A 20,470-nucleotide genomic window follows, 5' to 3' on the forward strand; every position below is an offset into this window, starting at 1 on the left:
TATAATATTAAAGGTCAATGTAATAGGTTGACAGTCAAGAGGTTATAAATGGAAAAATTAGTTGAAGTAGGAATATTATTTGACTACTATGGTAGCCTTCTTTCTGAAAGGCAGAGGTCTATGGTAGACAAATATTATAACGAAGATCTATCTTTAAATGAAATTGGTGACCTATATGGTATTTCAAAGCAAGCTGTTTCTGAAAATATAAAAAGGGCAGAGAAGAGACTCTACTCTTTTGAAGATAAGCTTCATCTCAAAAAGAGATCAGATAACACAACAAAGTTTCTTGAGTTTATAAAAAAAGAGTTAAAAAATTCTAAATCTTTTGAAACTAAAGAAACGGATGCTTTATTAAAAAAGATAGATGATTTCATGAAGGAGGATATGGGAGAGCTATGATATTTGAAAATTTATCGGATAAGTTACAAAACGCCCTGTCCGCACTTACAGGTAAGGGAAAGATTTCTGAAAAAGACTTAGACTTAGCTTTGAGAGAAGTAAAACTTGCCCTGTTGGAAGCAGATGTTAACTTTAAAGTAGTAAAAGACTTTATAAAGACTGTAAAGGAAAGAGCTCTTGGAGCAGAAGTTATGGAATCACTAACTCCAGGACAACAGGTTATTAAGATAGTTAATGAAGAGCTTACAGCATTGATGGGTGAAGAAGAATCTAAGATAAATTTCTCTTCTAAACCGCCTACTGTTATTATGTTATGTGGACTTCAAGGAGCTGGTAAGACTACCCATGGAGGTAAGCTTGCATTACACTTTAAGAAAAAAGGTAAGAGACCTCTTCTTGTTGCGTGTGATGTTTACAGACCTGCAGCTATTAAACAACTTCAAGTAGTAGGAAACTCTGTAGAGGTTCCTGTGTTTTCCATGGGAGATAAAATAAGTCCTGTGGAAATTGCAAAAAAAGGTGTTGAAGAAGCAAAGGCAAATGGAAACGACCTTGTTATTATAGATACCGCTGGACGTCTTCATATTGACAACGAGCTTATGCAAGAACTTCAAGATATAAAGATTGAAATAAGTCCTGAAGAGATTTTACTTGTTGTAGACTCAATGACTGGACAAGATGCGGTAAATGTAGCTAAGACATTTAATGATAGACTTGATATAACGGGAATTATACTTACAAAACTTGACGGTGATGCAAGAGGTGGAGCTGCTCTATCCATTAGAAGAGTTGCTGAAAAGCCTATAAAGTTTATAGGTGTAGGCGAAAAACTTGATCAATTGGAACCTTTCTATCCTTCAAGGATGGCTTCAAGAATTCTTGGGATGGGAGATGTATTATCTCTTATAGAAAAGGCGGAAGCAGCCATTGACGAAAAGAAAGCAAAGGAACTTGAGCAAAAAATTCGTTCTTCTAAATACTCTTTTAATGACTTTTTGGATCAACTGGAACAGATTAGAAGTATGGGACCTTTGGAAGATCTATTAGGAATGATTCCAGGAGTTAATTCTAAAGCCCTAAAGGGTCTGTCACTTGATGGAAAGGAAATAGGCAAGGTTGAAGCTATGATTAAGTCTATGACCTTGGAGGAAAGAGAGAATCCCGAAATTATTGATTCTTCAAGAAGAAAGAGAATTGCTAAGGGATCTGGGGTTACGGTTTCTGAATTGAATAAATTATTAAAACAATTTAAAGAAACTAGAAAGATGATGAAACAATTTGGAAATATGAGCAAAGGTATGAAAAAGAGAGGTAAATTCAAAATGCCTTTCTTTAGATAAAATTGGAGGTATTTAAATGGCAGTAAAAATAAGATTAAAGAGAATGGGTTCAAAAAAGAATCCTTTTTACAGAATTGTAGTGGCAGATATCAGATCACCAAGAGATGGTAAGTTTATCGAAGAAATAGGTTATTACAATCCATTAACTGAACCAAAAATTGTTAAAGTAGATGCAGAAAAAGTTAATAAATGGATTAAGAATGGTGCAAAACCAACTGACACAGTTCACAGACTATTCAAAGAAAATGGTGTATACGAAGAAAAAGCACAAGAAAATGAAAAAGTAGAAGAAGTGAAAAAAGAAGAAAAAGAAGAAAAAGAAGAAGAATCTTCACAAGAGGTAACTGAGTAATCCTTTAGGGGGTATTATGTTAGAATTAGTTGAACTAATTACTAAGGAGCTGGTTACTAAACCTGAAGAGGTTGTTGTTACCAGCAGACAAGAAGGAAACACCTTTGTAATTGAGATAAGAGCTGACAAGGATGATCTTGGAAGAATTATAGGAAAAGAAGGGCGTATAGCCAAGGCTATAAGAACAGTAGTAAAGGCTTCTGCTATCAAAGATGGTATAAAGGTAGCGGTTGACATTCTTCAATAAAAATGGAATTTATAAAAGTTGGATATATAACTAATACTCATGGCATTAAAGGCGATATAAAAGTTTATCCATTAACCGATTTTCCAGAAAGGTTTAAAGAAAACATAGATTTTTATATTGATGAAAAGATAAAAGTAAATATTAACAAGGTAAGATATTATAGAGGGTTGGTGTATATAAGTCTTAAAGGTTACGATAATATAAATCAAGTTTTACGATTTAAAGATAAGTATATCTATGTTAAAAAAGATGATTTGATTGAGTTACCTAAGGACACATATTTTATCCACGACTTAGAGGGAATGGATGTTATTGACAAAGGTAAATTAGTTGGACAAGTTAAAGAAGTATTATTTAACTCAACCAATGATATTTACAGATGTGTTTCAAAAGACGGTAAAGAATTTATGATTCCTGCGGTAAAGGTCTTCGTTAAAGAAGTAGATGTGGAAAATAAAAAACTCTATGTAGAATTAATTGAAGGAATGTTGGAATGAAATTTAATATACTCACACTCTTCCCAGGATTTTTCAACTTGCTTGATGACTATGGAGTTATCGGAAGGGCAATCGAAAAAAAAGTTATTGAAATTAACAAGATAAATATTAGAGACTTCTCTACAGACAAGCATAAAAGAGTAGATGATGAGCTATATGGTGGTGGTGCAGGTATGTTAATGACACCTCAACCCCTTTATGACAGTATTAAATCTGTTAAGAAGGAAGGCGTTCCAGTGATATATCTTTCTCCACAAGGACGTGTGCTAAATCAAAAACTATGTAATGAATTGTCAAAGCTTGATGAAATGACATTATTATGTGGCCATTACGAGGGAATCGACTCTCGTATAACCGATGAATTTGTCGATATGGAAATATCCATAGGAGATTATTGTCTGTCAGGTGGAGAAATAGGAGCTCTTGTACTTATCGATTCTGTTTCAAGACTTGTTAAGGGAGTTTTGGGAAATGAAGAAAGTCCGATCACGGACTCTCATTATAACTTTTTATTACAACATAATATTTACACAAGGCCAAGAGAATTTATGGGTTATAAAGTGCCAGAGGTTTTATTTAGTGGAAATCATAAACTTATTGAAGAGTGGAAAGAAGAGTCGGCCTTAGAAAACACTAAGAAGAAAAGACCAGATATATATAAAATTTATTTAGAAAAACATGGTCCTAATAAGGGATTTTAGGAGGATAGAATGGATATAATTAAACAAATAGAAGATGAACAATTAAGAAAAGAAAATTTCGATTTTCGTGTTGGAGATACCGTAGTTCTTGATTATAGAATAAGAGAAGGTGGAAAAGAAAGACTTCAAAAATTTGAAGGAACAGTTATTAAGATTCAAGGAAGTGGACTTAGAAGAACATTTACTGTAAGAAGAGTTGCTTATGGTACAGGAATTGAGAGAACTTTCTATGTTCATTCACCAAGAATTGAATCTTTAAAAGTAACAAGAAGAGGTAGAGCAAGAAGAGCAAGATTATACTACTTAAGAGATAGAGTAGGTAAGGCTGCAAAGGTAAAAGAAAAGAAAAACTAATTTCAAGCACTCACTTTTGAGTGCTTGCTTAAGTTAAGGAGGACTACATGACGAACTTAAATATTAACTGGTACCCAGGCCATATGAAAAAGACCATGGACAATATAAAATCTTCCTTAAAACTTGTGGATGTTGTCTTAGAAATAGTTGATGCGAGGATTCCTATAGCTTCAAGAAATCCGTTACTTGATGAAGTAGTTGGAGATAAACCAAGGGTTGTTTTATTAAACAAAATGGACTTGGGCGATGAAAATAAAAATAAAGAATGGCTATATTATTTTAAAAGTAAGGGATATGAGGCACTGTTAATAGATTCAGTAAAAGGAACTAACTTAAATAAGATAGAGAACATTTCAAGACAGTTATTAACGGAAAAATTTAAAAAACTTGAAGAGAAGAACTTGGATTTAAAAAGAGTTAGAGCTATGATAGTTGGAATACCAAATGTAGGTAAGTCGACTTTAATTAATAGGATTGCAAAGAGAAAGTCTGCAAAAGTTGGAAACAGACCTGGTGTTACAAGACAAAATCAATGGATAAAAACTGGAAAAGATTTTGAACTCTTAGATACGCCTGGAGTTTTGTGGCCAAAGTTTGAAAGTGAAGAAATTGGATTAGATCTTGCCTTCACGGGGGCTATTAAAGACGAGATAATGGATGTTGAAACACTTGCCTTTAAACTAATTGAAAAGCTAAACCACATCGATAAAGATATAATTGAAAATAGGTACAAAATAGAGACTACAGGACTTTCGACCCTTGAAATCATGGAATTAATAGGTAAAAAGAGAGGCTGCTTAATTAAAGGTGGAGACTTCGACTATGAAAAGATTTCAAATATAGTACTTGATGAGTTTAGAAAGGGTGTCTTAGGAAGGATAACTCTTGAAGGACCAGATGATTATAATGGATAATGATATACTAAAAAAATATTCGGGTAAATTAATCTGCGGAGTAGACGAAGTAGGAAGAGGGCCATTAGCTGGTCCTGTTGTAGCCTGTGCAGTTATTATGGGAAACGAAAAAATAGATGGAGTTAAAGACTCAAAACAACTTTCTGCAAAGAAGAGGGAAGCTCTTAATAAGGAGATTATCGAAAAGGCGAAGGCAATAGGCATTGGAGTAGTAGACGAAAAGGTCATTGATGAAATAAATATAAAACAAGCAACAAGACTTGCCATGAGGATTGCTGTTGCAGATTTAAAAGATAAATCTGGAAATATTGTTAGACCAGATGTTGTCATGATTGATGCAGAGAACATAGATATGGATATAGAACAGGTTTCAATAATAAAGGGCGATGAACTCATTTATGAAATATCATGTGCATCAATTGTGGCAAAGGTTTTAAGAGATTCCTATTTTATTGAGCTTGATGAAAAATACCCTGGATATGATTTTTTAAATAATAAAGGATATGGAACGAAGAAACATAGAGAAGCTCTACTTGAAATGGGACCAACTCCAATTCATAGAAAAACTTTTTTAAAGAAGATTCTTGGAGGAAAAAGTGACAACTAAAGACATTGGTAATAGAGGTGAGACCATAGCAAAAGAATATCTGGAAAAAAAGGGATATAATTTTGTTGAAAGAAACTACTCATGGGGTCTTGGTGAAATTGATTTGATTATGCAGGTAGAAGATTTTTTAGTTTTTGTAGAAGTCAAGCTTAGAAAAAATGATGACTATGGAAGACCCAGAGACTTTGTAACGTTAAGTAAGCAAGATAAAATAATAAAAACTGCACAAAATTATATTGAATCAAATGAATTATATAATTATCAGCCGAGATTTGATGTGGTTGAAATATTAACGGAAGATAATTATATTGAACATATTGAAAATGCATTTCCATAAGGGGGAATTATGTTTAAAGTAGGAATTTTAACAATATCAGATAAAGCCTCTAAGAATGAAAGAGTAGACGAAAGTGGGAAAGTAATAAAAGAAATTGTAGAAAGTGTCGGCTATGACGTAAACTACTACAATATTATTCCTGATGAAATAGAAGACATAAAGGCTGAGTTGATAAAATGTTCTGATGAACTAAAATGTGATTTGCTTTTAACTACTGGAGGAACCGGGTTTTCAAAAAGGGATGTAACACCTGAAGCAACTCTTCAAGTTATGACGAGAAACGCCTTTGGCATAAGTGAAGCTATAAGAGCCTATTCAATGACAATAACAAAAAGAGCTATGCTTTCAAGAGCTGTTTCTGTGATTAGAAATGATACACTTATTATAAACTTACCAGGAAGTCCAAAGGCAGTTAAAGAGTCACTTGAATATATAATTAATGAACTTGATCACGGTCTAAAAATACTAAAAGGTTTAGACTCAGAATGTGCAAGAAAATAATAATTTATATTTAATTGTACCTATTCTGTTAAGGTGTTATAATAATAATAGAATTTAAAAACGGGAGGAATATTTATGATTTCAGCTGGAGATTTTAGAAAGGGAACAACTTTTGAAATGGACGGTGACGTTTGGCAAATAGTTGACTTTCAACACGTAAAACCGGGTAAAGGGGCAGCATTTGTTAGAGCGAAGATTAGATCCGTCATGACCGGCGCTAACAAAGATACGACTTTTAACCCGTCAGAAAAATTCCAGGAAGCCAGAATTGAAACAAAAGAAATGCAATATCTATACAATGACGGCAACCTATACTATTTTATGGATTCAGAAACATATGAACAAATTCCTATTGAAAAGAGTGCGGTGGAAGATGCAATGCAATACATTAAAGAAAATGACAATGCAACCATCAAATTCTATCAAGGGAAACCTTTTAACGTTGCACCACCTAACTTTGTAGAATTAGTTGTAACAGAAACTGAACCTGGAGTTAGAGGGGATACCGCAACAGGAGCAAACAAACCTGCAACTGTTGAAACCGGTGCGACTGTACAAGTGCCTTTATTCATCAACGAAGGTGATGTTATAAAGATAGATACAAGAAGCAACGAGTACTTATCAAGAGTATAGGGAGGTAGAATATGAGAGATCTATATGAAAATATTGCTTACTTAAGAGGACTTGCTGAAGGAATTTCAGTAGAAGAGGAATCTAAAGAGGGAAAATTATTAGTTGGTATTATCGATGTTTTAGAAGACTTAACTGCTGAAGTTGAGGATTTATGTTATGACTTCGATGATGTGGAAGAGTATTTAACCTTCCTGGATGATGATTTAACTGACGTTGAAGAAATTGTTTTTGATTTTGATGAAGATGATTTCGATTTTGATGACGACTTTGATTATGAAGAATTTTTAGAAGACGAAGATTTGGAATACGAAGACGAAGAAGACGAAGAATAATATTAAATTAAAATCTCCCGAGAAAGCGGGAGATTTTAATTTAATGATATAAGGCTAAAAATAGCAGTTTTAATTGACACGGCATATAAATTATGGTAAAGTATTTGGGTATGGATATTCCATAAATCTAACATGGAGGTGTGGTTATGAGAGATTCTGTAATTTTGGAATGTACTGAATGCAAAAACAGAAACTATACAACTTCAAAGAACAAGAAAAATACTACTGATAGAATTGAACTTAAAAAGTATTGTAAATTCTGTAAGAAACATACTCCGCATAAGGAAACAAGATAAGTCAGTATTGGAGGGTTTAAATGGCTCAAAAAAATATGGGTAAAAAGACATTTACAAAGGGTGTAATGGCTGAATGGAAAAAAATTATATGGCCAACACCAAAGGAAGTTTTAAACTATGCAATTGTAGTGGTTCTTATATCACTTGCAGTGGCGCTTATAGTTTTCGGTCTTGACTCACTTTTCCATTTTCTATTTAGTTTGTTTATTAAGTAGTTGAATACGAAAGGGGAGACTGGAAATGACCGATGAAAACAGAACCTTTAGCGAGAGGGAAAAAGACGCTAAATGGTATGTTGTACACACTTATTCAGGACATGAAAACAAAGTAAAGGTAAATATTGAAAAGATGGTTGAAAACAGAGGATATATTGATGATATCTTTCAGGTAATAGTACCTACGGAAGAATATATATCCAAAGTTGGCGGCGTTTCAAAGACAAAAGAGAGAAAACTCTTCCCAGGATATGTTTTTGTTAAGATGATAATCAATGATGTTTCTTGGTATTTAGTTAGAAATACAAGAGGTGTTACGGGATTTGTAGGCCCAGGTTCAAAGCCTGTACCTTTAACTAAAAATGAAATGAGAGCTTTCGGCGTCGGATCTGCTCCAGTAGTGGATATAGATGTTGAAGTAGGAGATAGTATAAGAATTATTTCCGATGCATTTGAAGGTGTTATTGGTACTGTTGAAGAAGTAAATAAGGAAAAGAAAAAGGTCAAAGCCTTGGTTTCTATATTTGGCAGAGACACTTCAGTAGAAGTTAACTTTTCCGATATTGAAAAAATTTAATTTGAATATTATGATTTAATCGTTTTTATATATTCCAGTGGGAGGGAAATACCCGCCAAAACCACATTAGTTAATTTAGGAGGACTAAAATGGCAAAAAAAGTACAAGCAATTGTTAAATTACAAATTCCAGCCGGTAAAGCAACTCCGGCACCACCAGTAGGTACTGCACTTGGACCTCATGGTGTTAATATAATGCAGTTTACTAAAGAGTTTAATGCTAAAACTCAAGATCAAATGGGAATGATTATTCCAGTTGTTTTGACTGTATACCAAGACAGATCATTCACTTTTATTACAAAGACTCCACCAGTTCCAGTTTTAATAAAGAAGGAATTAGGATTAAATAAGGCATCAGGAGTGCCAAATAAGGATAAGGTTGGGACTTTGACAAAAGAACAACTTGCTAAGATAGCTGAGATAAAAAAACCTGATATCAATGCTGCATCATTAGAAGCTGCAATGAGTATGGTTGCAGGAACAGCAAGAAGTATGGGTATCACCGTAGAAGAATAGTGGGAGAAAAAATTCGTTAATACCACAAGGAGGTTTATTATGGCAAAAAGAGGTAAAAGATATCAAGAAGTATCTAAATTAGTAGATAAGACTAAAATATATGATGCTTCAGAAGGAATAGAATTATTATTAGATACTGCAAAGGCAAAATTTGATGAAACTGTTGAGCTTCACGTTAAGCTTGGTGTTGACTCAAGACATGCAGATCAACAAGTTAGAGGAGCGATTGTTCTTCCTCATGGTACAGGTAAAGAAGTTAAGGTTTTAGTTTTTGCAAAGGGAGCTAAGGCTGAAGAAGCTGAAGCAGCTGGAGCAGATTATGTTGGTGGAGATGAACTTGCTGACAAGATTAAAAACGAAAACTGGTTAGACTTTGATGTTGCTGTTGCAACACCTGATATGATGGGAGTTGTAGGTAAGATTGGTAGAATCCTTGGACCTAAGGGACTTATGCCAAACCCTAAATCAGGAACAGTTACATTTGATGTAGAAGCTGCTATAAAAGATATTAAAGCAGGTAAGGTTGAGTATAGAACAGAAAAAGCTAATATTGTTCATACACCTATTGGAAAAGTATCTTTTGGTAAAGAAAAGATAGAAGACAACTTAGACGCTTTAATGGATGCTATTATAAAGGCTAAGCCAGCTTCATCAAAAGGTAAATACCTAAGATCTGTATCTATTTCATCTACAATGGGACCTGGAATTTTCCTAAATCCAGCTAACTTTATTAACAAGAGCAAATAGATGATGAAACCCTTAATATTTGATTGTAAAAGTTAATTTAATTAACTATATCGAATATTGAGGGTTTTTAATATTGAATTAAAATTGGAGATAGGTATGTTTATTACATTTGAAGGTCCTGATGGATGTGGAAAGTCAACGATATTGGAAGAAGTTTATAAAAATTTAATGAATTTAGATGTTCCTGTTATCAAGACAAGAGAGCCTGGAGGGACAAGAATTTCTGAAAAACTTCGTAATATTATCTTAGATGAAGATAATAAAGAACTTACAGCTGTCACTGAAAGTTTACTCATGGCGGCTTCCAGAAGTCAGCATGTGGAGGAGCTAATTATACCTGCTATTAACGAGAAAAAAATAGTTTTATGTGATAGATTTGTAATTTCCAGCCTTGTATATCAAGGATACGCCAGGGATTTAGGAATAGATAAAATTCTTAAACTCAATGAGTTTGCAACTTTGGGCATTAAACCTGATATGATTTTATTTTTTGACGTTTCAGAAAAAAACCTTTTAGATAGAAGAAAAAAAAGAAACACATCAGATAGATTAGAAAAAGAAAAAGTTGACTTTCACAAAAGGGTTTATAAAGGGTATAATTATATTAAGGAGAAATTTCAAGAAGATGACAATTTTCATATAGTCGATGCAAATAAGGGAATTTCAGAAATTACATCATATTGTATTTCAATTATTTTAGATAATTATAGGAGGAAAAAATGAAACTTATAGTGGCAATTGTGCAAGATCAAGATCTTTATTTACTTAGAGAGGACTTAGCAAAAAAAGATTTCAGAATGACAAAATTATCTTCTTCAGGTGGTTTCTTAAAGATAGGAAACTCAACTCTTTTAATTGGTGTGGAAGATGAACGACTTGAAGAATGCTTACAAATCATAGAGGAAGATTGCAAATCAAGACAGGCGGACTCCTCATTACTAAATATTTCAGCTCCTGTAGATTCATATATACCATATCCAGTGGAAGTAACTATAGGTGGAGCAACAGTATTTGTGTTAGATGTTGATAAGTATCATAGATTTTAGGTGATTTAATGAAACTCATGATTGCAATTGTAGAAGATGACATTGCCCATGATATTATAAAAATGTTAGCAATAAACAAAGTAAGATGTACAGAACTGCCATCTACAGGTGGACTTCTTAGAAAGGGGAACACCACTTTGATGATAGGTTATGACGAAGAGATTGAAGATGAAATTTTAAATATTATGGAAGATATGAGTAAGAACAGACTCAGAGATCCAGATGATGATTCTTCTTACAACATAAATGTATTTGTTTTAAATTTAGAAGACATGGAAAGAGTTTAGCCTTGTTAAATAGAGTATTAAATGCACAAATTCAAAATAAGAATTTAAGTCATGCTTATATTTTTCAATCTTATGATGAAGAGTTGTTACAAAAAAACACTCTGGAATTTATTAAGGAGATTTTTAAAGACAAATCTAAAGATAAATTTTTAGAAGACTATTATAATCCAGATTTGTTAAAGATAAAGCCAGAAAGAAATTTTATTAAAATAGCATCTATTAGGGATGCGATTAAGTTTTCAAGCACTGCACCTACAGTAAAAGATCATAAGATTATTTTAATACAGGAAGCTCATAAGTTTAATAAAGAATCAGCAAATGCGCTACTTAAAGTGTTGGAAGAACCACCGAGTTATGTTATTTTTATTCTTCAAACAAATAATGAAATGGCAATAATAGAAACGCTATATTCAAGATGTCAAATTATAAATTTCTTTTTTGACGAAGTTGAAAAGATAGATTCATGGAAAGAAATAAATAACATATTAATTAGGTGTTTTAAAAGAGATTTATTAGTAATGTTTGATGAAAAGGAATATCTAAATACTTTAAAGACTGAGACTGACAGATTTTATAACTATATGTATAGCTTTTTCTATGATTTATATTTGCATGAAGTGGGTAATGGACAAAATGTAAATTTAATAATTCCAAATAATATTTCTATATACAAGAAAGTTTCTAACTTTAGCAAGGAAAATATATACTTGATTCTTAATAAAATTGTAGAAATTTGGGATAATTTAAAAATTAATGCTAATTTTCAGCTTTCATATGAGAAGCTTTTATTATATATAATGGAGGAACAAGATGGTTAAGGTCGTTGGCATACGATTTAAAAAAGCCGGAAAAGTTTATTATTTCGACCCTAACGGTTATGAAATAAAACTAAACGATCCGGTTATTGTAGAAACAGCAAGAGGAATAGAATATGGTCATTGTGTAATTGAAACAAAAGAAGTTACTAATGATGAAATAATTTCAGATTTGAAGCCAGTTTTAAGATTAGCAGATGAAACCGATAAATATATTAATAGAGAAAATCTAAAAAAAGTTAAAGATGCTATGGACATTTGCAAAGAAAAAATTAAGGAGCATAATCTTGATATGAAACTTGTAGATTGTGAATATACTTTTGACAACAACAAGGTTATTTTCTATTTTACATCTGATGATAGAGTTGACTTTAGGGAACTTGTAAGAGATTTGGCAGCCATATTTAGAATGAGGATTGAACTTAGACAAATTGGAGTTAGGGATCATGCTAAGATTGTATCTGGGCTTGCAACTTGTGGGCAGGAGTGTTGTTGTGCAAGATTTTTGTCAGAATTTGCTCCGGTATCTATAAAAATGGCTAAAGATCAAAATATATCTCTTAATCCTTCAAAAATATCTGGGATGTGTGGGAGACTAATGTGTTGTTTAAGATATGAACAAGAAGGCTATGAAGAAAAACTTAAGAGAATGCCGAAAATTGGTTACCATGTAAATACAAATCTTGGATCAGGTGAAGTTATTGATACCAATACTCTTACAGAGTTTGTAAAAGTTAAGATAAAAATTGATGAAGAGACTGAGGAGATACTACCATTTCATGTTGATGAAATAGAATTTAATAAATCAAATTCGCATTATAAAAAGATTGAGGAAAATTCTTGATTTTATCATAAATGTATGTAATAATAATGATAAAGATATTACAAAGGGGGTAATACAATGGCACATTTTATAACTGACGCTTGCATAGCATGTGGTTCATGTCAACCTGAATGTCCTGTAGATTGTATTTCTGAAGGAGACATTTACGTAATTGACGCTGATGAATGTACTGATTGTGGAGCTTGCGCTGACGTTTGTCCTACAGGCGCTATTGAAGCTAAATAGTTTGGTACATAAAGTATATTAAGAGAGGAGCCTAAAGGCTCCTTTTTAATATTTAAAGTGAGTTATTAATCAAAATAAAAAAGTTTTATTGGGGGGAATATGGGAAAAGATAATGTTTTGTTAATTAATGATTGGCCAGGATATAGTAGGGTTGCCCTTTCATCTATGAATCCTATTATGTACTATATGGGTTATTCTGTTTTAAGTCTACCAACTATGGTTATTTCAAACACTTTGGACTATGGAAAGTTTTCAATACTTGATACTACCGGATACATGGAAAACTCATTAAGAGTTTGGGATGAGCTTGGATTTAATATCTCTGCAATGGGCATAGGCTACACTACAAACTATAAACAGATTGAAATCTGTGAAGAGGTTATTAAAAAACAAAACAATCCATATGTTATGGTTGATCCTATTATGGGGGACAATGGTTCTTTATATAATGGTATAGAAAAGGACAGAATTGCAATTATGAGAGAGTTAATTTCCCTTGCGGACCTTTCAATACCAAATATTACAGAAAGCTATCTTCTCCTTGATGAAAAATTTAATTGTATCGATGTTGATAGTGATGTGAAACTGAAAGAACTTATTAATGGCATTAGAGATATAGGGTCGAAGTCTGTTATAATCACATCTGTTTGCGACAACGATAAAAATTATTTTATTGCAGGCTATGACGAAAAAAATAACGAATACTTTAAAGTTCCATATAAAAAAATTGATGTAAATTATCCAGGAACAGGGGATATTTTTTCAGCGATTATATTGTCTTACACATTAAAGGGTTACTCTTTAAATGACTCTTCTATTATTGCAAGAGACTTTATATATCATGCCATTGTTGAATCTGAAAAGAGGGACTACATCGATAGGACAGAAGGAATAAGTATTGAAAAATATTTGCATATTTTAAAAAATGATTAAGGAAGCTTGGCTTTCTTTTTTTTATGTATTTTTATATTATAATGTAATAGGGTGATTAAATGCTTACGAAAAATTATATTCCAGGAACAAATTTAGATATATATTCTGACAAATCAAAATTTTCATTTGGCATTGATGCCATATTAATTTCATCTTTTTGTAAATTCAAAAAAACAGATATTATTTTGGAAATAGGATCAGGAACAGGGATAATTTCTTTAAGAGTTCAAGCTATTTATAAACCCTCAAAGATATATGCAGTTGAAATTCAAGAAGATAATTTTGAAATATTGAAGAAAAATATTGAAGAGAATAAACTTTTAAACTCCATACAAGCAGTACATAGGGATATTAATGACTGTTATGAAATTATTAAAGATAACAGTCTTGATGGAATTTTAACAAATCCACCCTACTTTAAATATGGTTGTGGCATAGATAACAAAAGTGAAAATCATTTGATATCCAGATACGAAAAGTGTTTAAAGCTTGAAGATATCTTTAGATTTTCAAAGGATAAATTAAAAGAAAAAGGAAAACTCTATATGATAAATAAGCCGGAAAGACTTGTTGATATGATGCACTTGGGAAGAAAATATGAAATAGAACCAAAGCGAATGATTCCAGTCATGTCGAGAGAAAATGAAAAGCCAAGGTTTATATTAATGGAGTTTATAAAGAAGGCCGGGGAGTTTTTTACTTATGAGAAGCCTCTTGTTATATATGATGGTGAAGGATATAGAAAGGAAATATTAGAGATTTATGATGGAAAGCAAGTTATATGTGATACCAACACCAATAGGTAATCTAAAAGATATAACCTTAAGAGCTTTAGAAGTGTTAAAAGCTTCAGATATAATCTATTGTGAAGACAGTAGGAATACAATAAAACTTTTAAATCATTTTGAAATAGAAGGAAATCTCGTTTCATATCATGAACATAATGAGAAAAGCAGGGTTTGCGAAATTGTAGAAAATTTACGAAGTGGTAAAGTTCTATCTTTGGTTTCTGATGCGGGTATGCCAGGCATATCAGACCCTGGACATGTTATTATAAAAGAACTTATTAAAGAAAACCTTCCCTTCGAAGTGCTTCCAGGGCCAAGCGCTACTGTTACAGCTCTTGTTCTTTCAGGGCTTCCAAATGACAGCTTCAGCTTTTTAGGATTTTTTCCAAGAAAAAAAGGTGAAAGAGATTTATTTTTGAAAAATCTTGAAGATAGAGAGGAGACATCTATTATATACGAGTCCGTTCATAGAATTTTAGAATGTCTTGAAGTATTATCAGATACTTTTCCAGATAGAAAAGTTGCTGTTATTCGTGAAATGACAAAGGTTTATGAAGAAATTACTCGTGGAACTTTAAAGGAAGTCTATGAAAAATATTGTAATAAGGACAATATTAAGGGAGAATTTGTAATAGTCTTGGAGGGCTCGTCAGAAAAAGAATCTTACGACATTACAGAACTTTTAAAAATAGAAATTGGAAAGGGACTAAGCAAGAAGATGGCTGTAAAAGAGGTTTCTAAGAAGTATAACCTGAGAAAGAATGAAGTGTATCAAGCAAGTTTGGAATTAGAGGAATAGCATGGAAGATAAAATTATATCTAAACTAAAGACACTAAATGAAGAGTTGAATAGGAAATATTTTCTATTGGACTCTTTTACTGTATTTGAAAAAAAGAAAATATTAAAAAATTTTGGTTCCTTTAAAAAAACTGATACTATGACTAAGGAAAAGCTTGAAGAACTTAAAAAAGCTGGAGGAGTTTATGCGGTTGATGGTTCAACAAATAGATATGGAGGAGCTTTTCCACATTACATTCAAATCTTTAGGGGACTTGCAATTAAGGATATTAAAGATGCCAAAGAAGCGGTAGAGGTTTACTGTCCACTGCTTGAAGATATAGATATATATGAAGAGAATAAAACTTTGGATAAACTCTTGGCAGATGTTGAACTTGAAGCTGCTATTGAAGCAATAGAGGATAATCCATCTGTAATAATGATGGATGGATCACTAATAAGATATAGAATATTAAGTGAAGATAAATGGGAAGAATTAAAGAAAAAGGCAATAGAAAAAAATATTTTTATTGTTGGAATAATTGAGGATATAAAGACAAATATAGTTTATGAGAATATAAAAGATGATTATAATACAGATTTCTTCTATGATAGAGAATTTTTGTTCAACTGTCTTGATTATAAAGAGGCTTTTGTTCCTAATGAAAGAGAGTCTGGAAAGGATAGTTATAAAATAAGATCGTCATTTTTGAGATCATCCTTTGATCCAACGGTAATTGCTGTTGATATGGTAGAAGAACAGTTTTCAAAGATAGAAGATGTATTGAGTCTTGTTCTTTCCCTTACGGATAAGAAAAGTAGAGGAATACCATATATACTTGATATAGTGGATATGAAAGCAAGAGTAACCAATAAAAAAATGAAGTATCTATCTGAAAGTTATATCACAAAGAATAGATTTGAATTATTATTTCATAGCCAAAGAGATAAGAGGAGCATGTAATGGATATAAAGATAATTGGAATGACGGACCAACAGGAAGCATATGTTGGTTCAAATGATAGAAAATTTAGAATTAATGAATTTTTAATAATTGAAGACCCATTAGAGGATATACTTGGAGAAGTTGTAGAAGTCCACACCTATAATCGCTATATTACTATGCCTAAAGAGGGAGAAATGTTAAATCAAGAACTGATTGAAAATCTTGTTTCCCTTGGTTTCAATCTTGAAGAAGATACAATTTACCTTGGCAAGATAAGGCTTTTAGAAGAAAATAACTACCCAATAGAGACAGGATCATCTTGTAGGGTACCATTTTTTGAAGAAGTAAAAAAATATTTTATGACAGAGACATTAAATAAAACTTTGAATATTGGTGTGATAAGAAATACTGATGATATTTTTAAAACCTGTCCTTTTGAATATAAAAAATTATGCTTAACTTTAGAAGATGGAGAGTTTAAAGAACAAAGAGAACTGCCATATCTATTGAATTTATATGGTATGCATCAATATCCGCACATAGGTATTTTTGGTGGCTCTGGCTCGGGTAAGTCATATGGACTTAGGGTTCTAATAGAAGAGCTAATGCAAAAAAATGTTCCAGGAATAATTTTAGACCCTCATTATGAAATGGATTTTACATTAAGGTCTAAAGACGGATATGGTCCCGACTATAGTGCAAACTTTTCAAAGTTTGTCATTGGAGATAACACGGGAATAAGATTTACAGATATAAATACAAGGCAGTTAAAAGCGTTAATTGGGACATCATCAAAACTTACTGAAGGGATGGAGTCTGTTATAGAAAATCTCCACAAGCCAAATGATTCTCTTCAAAGTTTTTCGAATCGATTGCAGCGTTTAATTGACGGACAAAAGATTGGAAACTCTCAAAAAATTTTAGAAATGATTAACTTTGCCGAAGGTGAAGAGAGAAAGAACTTAGAAGAGATGTTAAAAGTATATAATACATTCAATGACAAATGTCCGCCAAGTTCTGTTTTTGGGGTGAGTTGGAGATTTAATAGACTATTAAAGCTAAAGATTTTCGAACATGACTCAAAACTTGTATATGACTGCATTAAAATGGGAAAGATCGCAGTTATACAAGGTTCTGTAAAGATAATTCAAGTGTACTCCACGTATATAATTAATAGCCTATACGATCTTAGAAGGGATTATAAAGATAGCATTATAAATGAAAAAAGTATAGATTACTTTCCACCATTTTTTATAATCACCGACGAGGCACACAACTTTGCACCACAGAGTTTTGATGGAAATGGAGATTTGAGTTCAAAGTACGTCTTGAGAGAAATAGCCCAAGAGGGTAGAAAATACGGAGTATTTTTAGTATTGGCTACTCAAAGACCATCACTGTTAGATAATACCATTACTGCGCAGTTAAATACAAAGTTTATATACAGAACAACAAGGTCAACAGATATTCAAACTATAAAAGAAGAAACTGATCTTTCTATAGAACAAACAAATAGACTTCCATACCTAAAGACAGGAGATGTATTTTTATCAGAGTCTGCCATAGGAAGAACTATGTATGTGAGAGTCAGAGCTTCCCACACACTTACTCCCCATGGAGAAAATCCTTTTGATGAGCTTTATAATAGACAAGAACAATCCATTTCTGATATGATAGATATGATTAAAGATTTTTTACCTGTTAATGAATTAAATTTGATGTCTGTATGTAAAGACATACAAGAAAACAAAGGTAAGGTTTACACAGTAGATCAACTTAAAAATATTTTAGAAGATTTAACTGACAAAGGGTATCTTATCAAAGAAAGGGGACTTTTGGTTAAATATATTCTGAATGAAGAAAATTAATAGAGATTTAAATTTTAACAATTTGAAAAAATAATATTTTGGGAGAGTAATATGAAAAGAATAATTTCATTTATAATGGCAATTACTATTTTTTTAACAACAATAACTGTAACTGTAAGCAAGGGAAATAATAAGACAATTTCAGATTCACTTTTAAATAAGATTGAAAGTGAAAAAGAACTTGATGTATTAATTACTTTTGAAGACGAAAAAAATAATGAAACTAAAGTTGATCTTTCAGGTTCTAAATCAAACCAAGTTAGCCAAAGAAAAGCTTATATTAAAGAGTTAAAGGAAAATGCAAGCCTATCTCAAAAGAAAGCTTTTGAAATTATTGAAGAAAATAGCGATAGAGTTAAAGAGGTAGAATCTTTTTATATTACTAATTCTATAAGACTTAAAGGTGATACTTCTTTAATAAAAGAAGTTATAAAGTTAGATAATATTGTAGAAGTTGTTGAAAATGGAAATGTAGAACTTAAAGACTTTGACAAGGAAAATCAAAACCATGTATCAGGCGACAAAAATTGGGATTTAAAAAATACCAATGTTTTAGATGTTAGAGATAAGTATAAACTTTTTGGTACAGATATAGTAATAGGTTTTTTGGATAGTGGAGTGGATTTAGAAGGTTCCATGTATAAAAATGATGAGATTTATGATAACTGGAGAGGTCATACAGAAGGTATATCCACATCATGGTATGATGTTTTTGGGGAATCTGAAAAACCAATATCTTCTGGTTCTGGGCATGGGACTGCAGTTGTATCATTAGCTGTAGGTAAAAATATAGGTGTTGCCCCTAAAGCGAAATGGATATCAGCGAGAGCATTTAAGGGTAAGACAACAAATAATAGCAATATCTTGAAAGCAGCGCAATGGTTTTTAGCTCCTGGTGGAAGAGCAGAACTTGCTCCAAATATAATCAATAACTCATGGGGGAAAAATACTTTAGAAAAGTGGTTTGATCCAATGATTGACGCTTGGATAAACGCAGGTATTATACCTATTTTTGCATCTGGTAACAAGGAACAAAATAACAAACTTGGAACAATAGACTATCCAGCTTCAAACTTAAAGACAATTTCCGTTGGGGCTGTGGACAGAAATAATAACTTAGCATATTTTTCAAAACGTGGTCCATCACCACTTGATGATTCAAGATCAATAATAAAGCCTGAACTTGTAGCTCCTGGGGTTGATGTATATGCATCAGATTCAGAGAACACCTACTCATTGTGGAAGGGAACTTCCCTTGCAACACCAAATGTAACAGGTATAATGGCTCTAATATTGGAAGCTAATAGAAATATAGACAATGCTCAAATGAAAAATATTTTAACTTTAACAGCAAAGCCACTTACAGATAGTAAATTCCAAACCAGTCCTAACATGGGTTACGGGTATGGACTTGTGGATGCACTCAAAGCTGTAGAGTTGTCATTGAAATACAATAAGTTTTCAGGAGAACAAAGGATAAGTGGGAAAAATAGATCTGAGACTTCATTAGAAATTGCAAATAAATTTTATGATACATCAGAATATGTTTATGTAACTAATCAAAATTCATTTTCAGATGGTCTTAGTATGGGATCTTTAACTAAATTTGAAAATGGACCACTATTGTTAATACCTGATCATAACTTAAGTGTAAATACTAAAGTTACTTTAAACAAACTTCAACCTAAGAAGATTATCATCATAGGCGGAGTATCAACAATTGGTAAATCTCTTGAAGAAGAATTAAAATCATATGCTGAAGTAGAAAGGGTTTCAGGTAAAAATAGAATAGAAACGTCACTGGAGATAGCAAGAAGAACCGATATTTCAAATAAGAAAGAGGTCTTTTTGGTAAATGGATATATTGAAGCGGACTCTATAAATATAGTGTCTGTATCATCAAGAGATGGAATACCTGTAATCTTTACAGCTAAAGATTCCATAAGCTCTTCAACAAAGAATATGTTGAAGTCATATGGCATAGAAAAAGTAACAATTGTTGGAGGAGATTCCACAGTATCTTTATCAGTAGAAAATGAATTAAATTCAATTGGGATAAAAGAAGTAAAGAGAATTAGTGGAACTGACAGATTTTTAACTGGAACTAAGGTTAACGAAAACTATTATGAAGAATATAATCCAATATTTTTTGCAAATGGATATAATGTAGCAGATGCACTTGCAATAGGACCTGTGCTTGGAAAATTATCTGCACCGCTGCAAATTGTTCCTCAAGATTATTTAACCGATGGAGTAATCTCATTCTACAGTAAAAAGAATATTACCGATTTTTATATACTTGGTGGAACAAGTTCTGTTACAGTAAAAAACTTATACAATATTTTTGATATGATAACCAGTTTGGAGTAGGAA

General features: G+C 32.1%; 30 protein-coding genes. All 30 read left to right on the forward strand.

Features of this window, described 5'->3' with window-relative positions; genetic code table 11:
- The first annotated feature begins 48 nt into the window (after nt 1-48).
- Nucleotides 49-402, forward strand: coding sequence for a YlxM family DNA-binding protein (gene ylxM / locus BN2746_RS06380; protein ID WP_055078950.1), 354 nt, complete (start codon nt 49-51; stop codon nt 400-402).
- Nucleotides 399-1,742: a signal recognition particle protein gene (gene ffh, locus BN2746_RS06385; protein ID WP_055078951.1), complete on the forward strand. Its 1,344-nt coding sequence runs from the start codon at nt 399-401 to the stop codon at nt 1,740-1,742. Before ylxM ends, ffh begins: the two co-directional genes overlap by 4 nt.
- Before the next feature lie 16 nt (nt 1,743-1,758).
- Nucleotides 1,759-2,094 carry a 30S ribosomal protein S16 gene (gene rpsP, locus BN2746_RS06390; RefSeq protein ID WP_055078952.1) on the forward strand — a complete coding sequence of 112 codons (336 nt, stop codon included), beginning with the start codon at nt 1,759-1,761 and terminating at the stop codon, nt 2,092-2,094.
- Nucleotides 2,095-2,110: 16 nt separating this feature from the next.
- Entirely contained in the window at nt 2,111-2,341 is a 231-nt protein-coding gene (locus BN2746_RS06395) for a KH domain-containing protein (RefSeq protein WP_055078953.1), read from the forward strand.
- Nucleotides 2,342-2,343: 2 nt separating this feature from the next.
- Nucleotides 2,344-2,838 (forward strand): ribosome maturation factor RimM, encoded by a 495-nt coding sequence (rimM, locus tag BN2746_RS06400; RefSeq protein WP_055078954.1) that lies wholly within the window; start codon nt 2,344-2,346, stop codon nt 2,836-2,838.
- Complete coding sequence (trmD, locus tag BN2746_RS06405) at nt 2,835-3,539, forward strand: tRNA (guanosine(37)-N1)-methyltransferase TrmD (protein WP_055078955.1); 705 nt, start codon at nt 2,835-2,837, stop codon at nt 3,537-3,539. The genes rimM and trmD overlap by 4 nt, the downstream gene beginning before the upstream one ends.
- 9 nt (nt 3,540-3,548) lie before the next feature.
- The gene (rplS, locus tag BN2746_RS06410; RefSeq protein ID WP_055078956.1) at nt 3,549-3,893 is read left to right on the forward strand and encodes a 50S ribosomal protein L19; all 345 of its coding nucleotides are present in this window, start codon (nt 3,549-3,551) and stop codon (nt 3,891-3,893) included.
- A gap of 47 nt (nt 3,894-3,940) precedes the next feature.
- Nucleotides 3,941-4,807 carry a ribosome biogenesis GTPase YlqF gene (gene ylqF, locus BN2746_RS06415; protein ID WP_055078957.1) on the forward strand — a complete coding sequence of 289 codons (867 nt, stop codon included), beginning with the start codon at nt 3,941-3,943 and terminating at the stop codon, nt 4,805-4,807.
- The gene (locus tag BN2746_RS06420; protein ID WP_055078958.1) at nt 4,791-5,414 is read left to right on the forward strand and encodes a ribonuclease HII; all 624 of its coding nucleotides are present in this window, start codon (nt 4,791-4,793) and stop codon (nt 5,412-5,414) included. The genes ylqF and BN2746_RS06420 overlap by 17 nt, the downstream gene beginning before the upstream one ends.
- Nucleotides 5,404-5,751 carry a YraN family protein gene (locus tag BN2746_RS06425; RefSeq protein ID WP_055078959.1) on the forward strand — a complete coding sequence of 116 codons (348 nt, stop codon included), beginning with the start codon at nt 5,404-5,406 and terminating at the stop codon, nt 5,749-5,751. Before BN2746_RS06420 ends, BN2746_RS06425 begins: the two co-directional genes overlap by 11 nt.
- A 9-nt stretch (nt 5,752-5,760) precedes the next feature.
- Nucleotides 5,761-6,252 (forward strand): MogA/MoaB family molybdenum cofactor biosynthesis protein, encoded by a 492-nt coding sequence (locus BN2746_RS06430; RefSeq protein ID WP_055078960.1) that lies wholly within the window; start codon nt 5,761-5,763, stop codon nt 6,250-6,252.
- A gap of 75 nt (nt 6,253-6,327) precedes the next feature.
- Entirely contained in the window at nt 6,328-6,885 is a 558-nt protein-coding gene (efp, locus tag BN2746_RS06435) for an elongation factor P (protein WP_055078961.1), read from the forward strand.
- An 11-nt stretch (nt 6,886-6,896) separates the two neighbouring features.
- Nucleotides 6,897-7,217, forward strand: coding sequence for a CD1247 N-terminal domain-containing protein (locus BN2746_RS06440; RefSeq protein ID WP_055078962.1), 321 nt, complete (start codon nt 6,897-6,899; stop codon nt 7,215-7,217).
- 146 nt (nt 7,218-7,363) lie between these two features.
- The gene (rpmG, locus tag BN2746_RS06445) at nt 7,364-7,513 is read left to right on the forward strand and encodes a 50S ribosomal protein L33 (RefSeq protein WP_055078963.1); all 150 of its coding nucleotides are present in this window, start codon (nt 7,364-7,366) and stop codon (nt 7,511-7,513) included.
- Between the two features lie 20 nt (nt 7,514-7,533).
- A complete protein-coding gene (secE, locus tag BN2746_RS06450) occupies nt 7,534-7,728 on the forward strand; it encodes a preprotein translocase subunit SecE (RefSeq protein WP_055078964.1) in 195 nt (64 codons plus the stop codon).
- Between the two features lie 25 nt (nt 7,729-7,753).
- Nucleotides 7,754-8,305 (forward strand): transcription termination/antitermination protein NusG, encoded by a 552-nt coding sequence (nusG, locus tag BN2746_RS06455; RefSeq protein ID WP_055078965.1) that lies wholly within the window; start codon nt 7,754-7,756, stop codon nt 8,303-8,305.
- An 89-nt stretch (nt 8,306-8,394) separates the two neighbouring features.
- The gene (gene rplK / locus BN2746_RS06460) at nt 8,395-8,820 is read left to right on the forward strand and encodes a 50S ribosomal protein L11 (protein WP_055078966.1); all 426 of its coding nucleotides are present in this window, start codon (nt 8,395-8,397) and stop codon (nt 8,818-8,820) included.
- A 39-nt stretch (nt 8,821-8,859) separates the two neighbouring features.
- Entirely contained in the window at nt 8,860-9,567 is a 708-nt protein-coding gene (gene rplA / locus BN2746_RS06465) for a 50S ribosomal protein L1 (RefSeq protein WP_055078967.1), read from the forward strand.
- Nucleotides 9,568-9,663: 96 nt separating this feature from the next.
- Nucleotides 9,664-10,290 carry a dTMP kinase gene (gene tmk, locus BN2746_RS06470; RefSeq protein WP_055078968.1) on the forward strand — a complete coding sequence of 209 codons (627 nt, stop codon included), beginning with the start codon at nt 9,664-9,666 and terminating at the stop codon, nt 10,288-10,290.
- Entirely contained in the window at nt 10,287-10,613 is a 327-nt protein-coding gene (locus tag BN2746_RS06475; RefSeq protein WP_055078969.1) for a cyclic-di-AMP receptor, read from the forward strand. The genes tmk and BN2746_RS06475 overlap by 4 nt, the downstream gene beginning before the upstream one ends.
- Nucleotides 10,614-10,621: 8 nt before the next feature.
- Nucleotides 10,622-10,900, forward strand: a complete 279-nt coding sequence (locus BN2746_RS06480; RefSeq protein WP_055078970.1) for a cyclic-di-AMP receptor — start codon at nt 10,622-10,624, stop codon at nt 10,898-10,900.
- Nucleotides 10,901-10,902: 2 nt separating this feature from the next.
- Nucleotides 10,903-11,718, forward strand: a complete 816-nt coding sequence (locus tag BN2746_RS06485) for an AAA family ATPase (RefSeq protein ID WP_055078971.1) — start codon at nt 10,903-10,905, stop codon at nt 11,716-11,718.
- A complete protein-coding gene (locus BN2746_RS06490; protein ID WP_055078972.1) occupies nt 11,711-12,559 on the forward strand; it encodes a PSP1 domain-containing protein in 849 nt (282 codons plus the stop codon). The genes BN2746_RS06485 and BN2746_RS06490 overlap by 8 nt, the downstream gene beginning before the upstream one ends.
- A gap of 57 nt (nt 12,560-12,616) precedes the next feature.
- On the forward strand, nt 12,617-12,784 hold the full coding sequence (locus tag BN2746_RS08905; RefSeq protein WP_077064938.1) for a DUF362 domain-containing protein: 168 nt from the start codon (nt 12,617-12,619) through the stop codon (nt 12,782-12,784).
- A 99-nt stretch (nt 12,785-12,883) separates the two neighbouring features.
- Nucleotides 12,884-13,717 carry a bifunctional hydroxymethylpyrimidine kinase/phosphomethylpyrimidine kinase gene (locus BN2746_RS06495; RefSeq protein WP_055078973.1) on the forward strand — a complete coding sequence of 278 codons (834 nt, stop codon included), beginning with the start codon at nt 12,884-12,886 and terminating at the stop codon, nt 13,715-13,717.
- A gap of 59 nt (nt 13,718-13,776) precedes the next feature.
- On the forward strand, nt 13,777-14,523 hold the full coding sequence (locus tag BN2746_RS06500; RefSeq protein WP_055078974.1) for a tRNA1(Val) (adenine(37)-N6)-methyltransferase: 747 nt from the start codon (nt 13,777-13,779) through the stop codon (nt 14,521-14,523).
- On the forward strand, nt 14,483-15,304 hold the full coding sequence (rsmI, locus tag BN2746_RS06505; protein ID WP_055078975.1) for a 16S rRNA (cytidine(1402)-2'-O)-methyltransferase: 822 nt from the start codon (nt 14,483-14,485) through the stop codon (nt 15,302-15,304). Before BN2746_RS06500 ends, rsmI begins: the two co-directional genes overlap by 41 nt.
- A gap of 1 nt (nt 15,305) precedes the next feature.
- The gene (locus BN2746_RS06510) at nt 15,306-16,247 is read left to right on the forward strand and encodes a DNA double-strand break repair nuclease NurA (RefSeq protein WP_055078976.1); all 942 of its coding nucleotides are present in this window, start codon (nt 15,306-15,308) and stop codon (nt 16,245-16,247) included.
- Nucleotides 16,247-18,097 carry an ATP-binding protein gene (locus tag BN2746_RS06515; RefSeq protein ID WP_055078977.1) on the forward strand — a complete coding sequence of 617 codons (1,851 nt, stop codon included), beginning with the start codon at nt 16,247-16,249 and terminating at the stop codon, nt 18,095-18,097. The genes BN2746_RS06510 and BN2746_RS06515 overlap by 1 nt, the downstream gene beginning before the upstream one ends.
- Nucleotides 18,098-18,148: 51 nt before the next feature.
- A complete protein-coding gene (locus BN2746_RS06520) occupies nt 18,149-20,467 on the forward strand; it encodes a S8 family serine peptidase (protein WP_055078978.1) in 2,319 nt (772 codons plus the stop codon).
- Nucleotides 20,468-20,470 lie beyond the last annotated feature (3 nt).

Source organism: Lagierella massiliensis, assembly GCF_001407835.1.
In the GTDB taxonomy this organism is placed as follows: domain Bacteria; phylum Bacillota; class Clostridia; order Tissierellales; family Peptoniphilaceae; genus Mediannikoviicoccus; species Mediannikoviicoccus massiliensis.

Coding starts and splice junctions, on each gene's coding strand:
- ylqF (WP_055078957.1), top strand. CDS start 3,941: ATGACGAACTTAAATATTAACTGGTACCCAGGCCATATGAAAAAGACC.
- BN2746_RS06420 (WP_055078958.1), top strand. CDS start 4,791: ATGATTATAATGGATAATGATATACTAAAAAAATATTCGGGTAAATTA.
- ylxM (WP_055078950.1), top strand. CDS start 49: ATGGAAAAATTAGTTGAAGTAGGAATATTATTTGACTACTATGGTAGC.
- rplK (WP_055078966.1), top strand. CDS start 8,395: ATGGCAAAAAAAGTACAAGCAATTGTTAAATTACAAATTCCAGCCGGT.
- rsmI (WP_055078975.1), top strand. CDS start 14,483: ATGGAAAGCAAGTTATATGTGATACCAACACCAATAGGTAATCTAAAA.
- BN2746_RS06495 (WP_055078973.1), top strand. CDS start 12,884: ATGGGAAAAGATAATGTTTTGTTAATTAATGATTGGCCAGGATATAGT.
- ffh (WP_055078951.1), top strand. CDS start 399: ATGATATTTGAAAATTTATCGGATAAGTTACAAAACGCCCTGTCCGCA.
- trmD (WP_055078955.1), top strand. CDS start 2,835: ATGAAATTTAATATACTCACACTCTTCCCAGGATTTTTCAACTTGCTT.
- BN2746_RS06440 (WP_055078962.1), top strand. CDS start 6,897: ATGAGAGATCTATATGAAAATATTGCTTACTTAAGAGGACTTGCTGAA.
- BN2746_RS06475 (WP_055078969.1), top strand. CDS start 10,287: ATGAAACTTATAGTGGCAATTGTGCAAGATCAAGATCTTTATTTACTT.
- rimM (WP_055078954.1), top strand. CDS start 2,344: ATGGAATTTATAAAAGTTGGATATATAACTAATACTCATGGCATTAAA.
- BN2746_RS06520 (WP_055078978.1), top strand. CDS start 18,149: ATGAAAAGAATAATTTCATTTATAATGGCAATTACTATTTTTTTAACA.
- BN2746_RS08905 (WP_077064938.1), top strand. CDS start 12,617: ATGGCACATTTTATAACTGACGCTTGCATAGCATGTGGTTCATGTCAA.
- rplA (WP_055078967.1), top strand. CDS start 8,860: ATGGCAAAAAGAGGTAAAAGATATCAAGAAGTATCTAAATTAGTAGAT.
- BN2746_RS06430 (WP_055078960.1), top strand. CDS start 5,761: ATGTTTAAAGTAGGAATTTTAACAATATCAGATAAAGCCTCTAAGAAT.
- efp (WP_055078961.1), top strand. CDS start 6,328: ATGATTTCAGCTGGAGATTTTAGAAAGGGAACAACTTTTGAAATGGAC.
- BN2746_RS06500 (WP_055078974.1), top strand. CDS start 13,777: ATGCTTACGAAAAATTATATTCCAGGAACAAATTTAGATATATATTCT.
- BN2746_RS06395 (WP_055078953.1), top strand. CDS start 2,111: ATGTTAGAATTAGTTGAACTAATTACTAAGGAGCTGGTTACTAAACCT.
- BN2746_RS06510 (WP_055078976.1), top strand. CDS start 15,306: ATGGAAGATAAAATTATATCTAAACTAAAGACACTAAATGAAGAGTTG.
- BN2746_RS06490 (WP_055078972.1), top strand. CDS start 11,711: ATGGTTAAGGTCGTTGGCATACGATTTAAAAAAGCCGGAAAAGTTTAT.
- rpsP (WP_055078952.1), top strand. CDS start 1,759: ATGGCAGTAAAAATAAGATTAAAGAGAATGGGTTCAAAAAAGAATCCT.
- rpmG (WP_055078963.1), top strand. CDS start 7,364: ATGAGAGATTCTGTAATTTTGGAATGTACTGAATGCAAAAACAGAAAC.
- BN2746_RS06480 (WP_055078970.1), top strand. CDS start 10,622: ATGAAACTCATGATTGCAATTGTAGAAGATGACATTGCCCATGATATT.
- secE (WP_055078964.1), top strand. CDS start 7,534: ATGGCTCAAAAAAATATGGGTAAAAAGACATTTACAAAGGGTGTAATG.
- nusG (WP_055078965.1), top strand. CDS start 7,754: ATGACCGATGAAAACAGAACCTTTAGCGAGAGGGAAAAAGACGCTAAA.
- rplS (WP_055078956.1), top strand. CDS start 3,549: ATGGATATAATTAAACAAATAGAAGATGAACAATTAAGAAAAGAAAAT.
- BN2746_RS06515 (WP_055078977.1), top strand. CDS start 16,247: ATGGATATAAAGATAATTGGAATGACGGACCAACAGGAAGCATATGTT.
- tmk (WP_055078968.1), top strand. CDS start 9,664: ATGTTTATTACATTTGAAGGTCCTGATGGATGTGGAAAGTCAACGATA.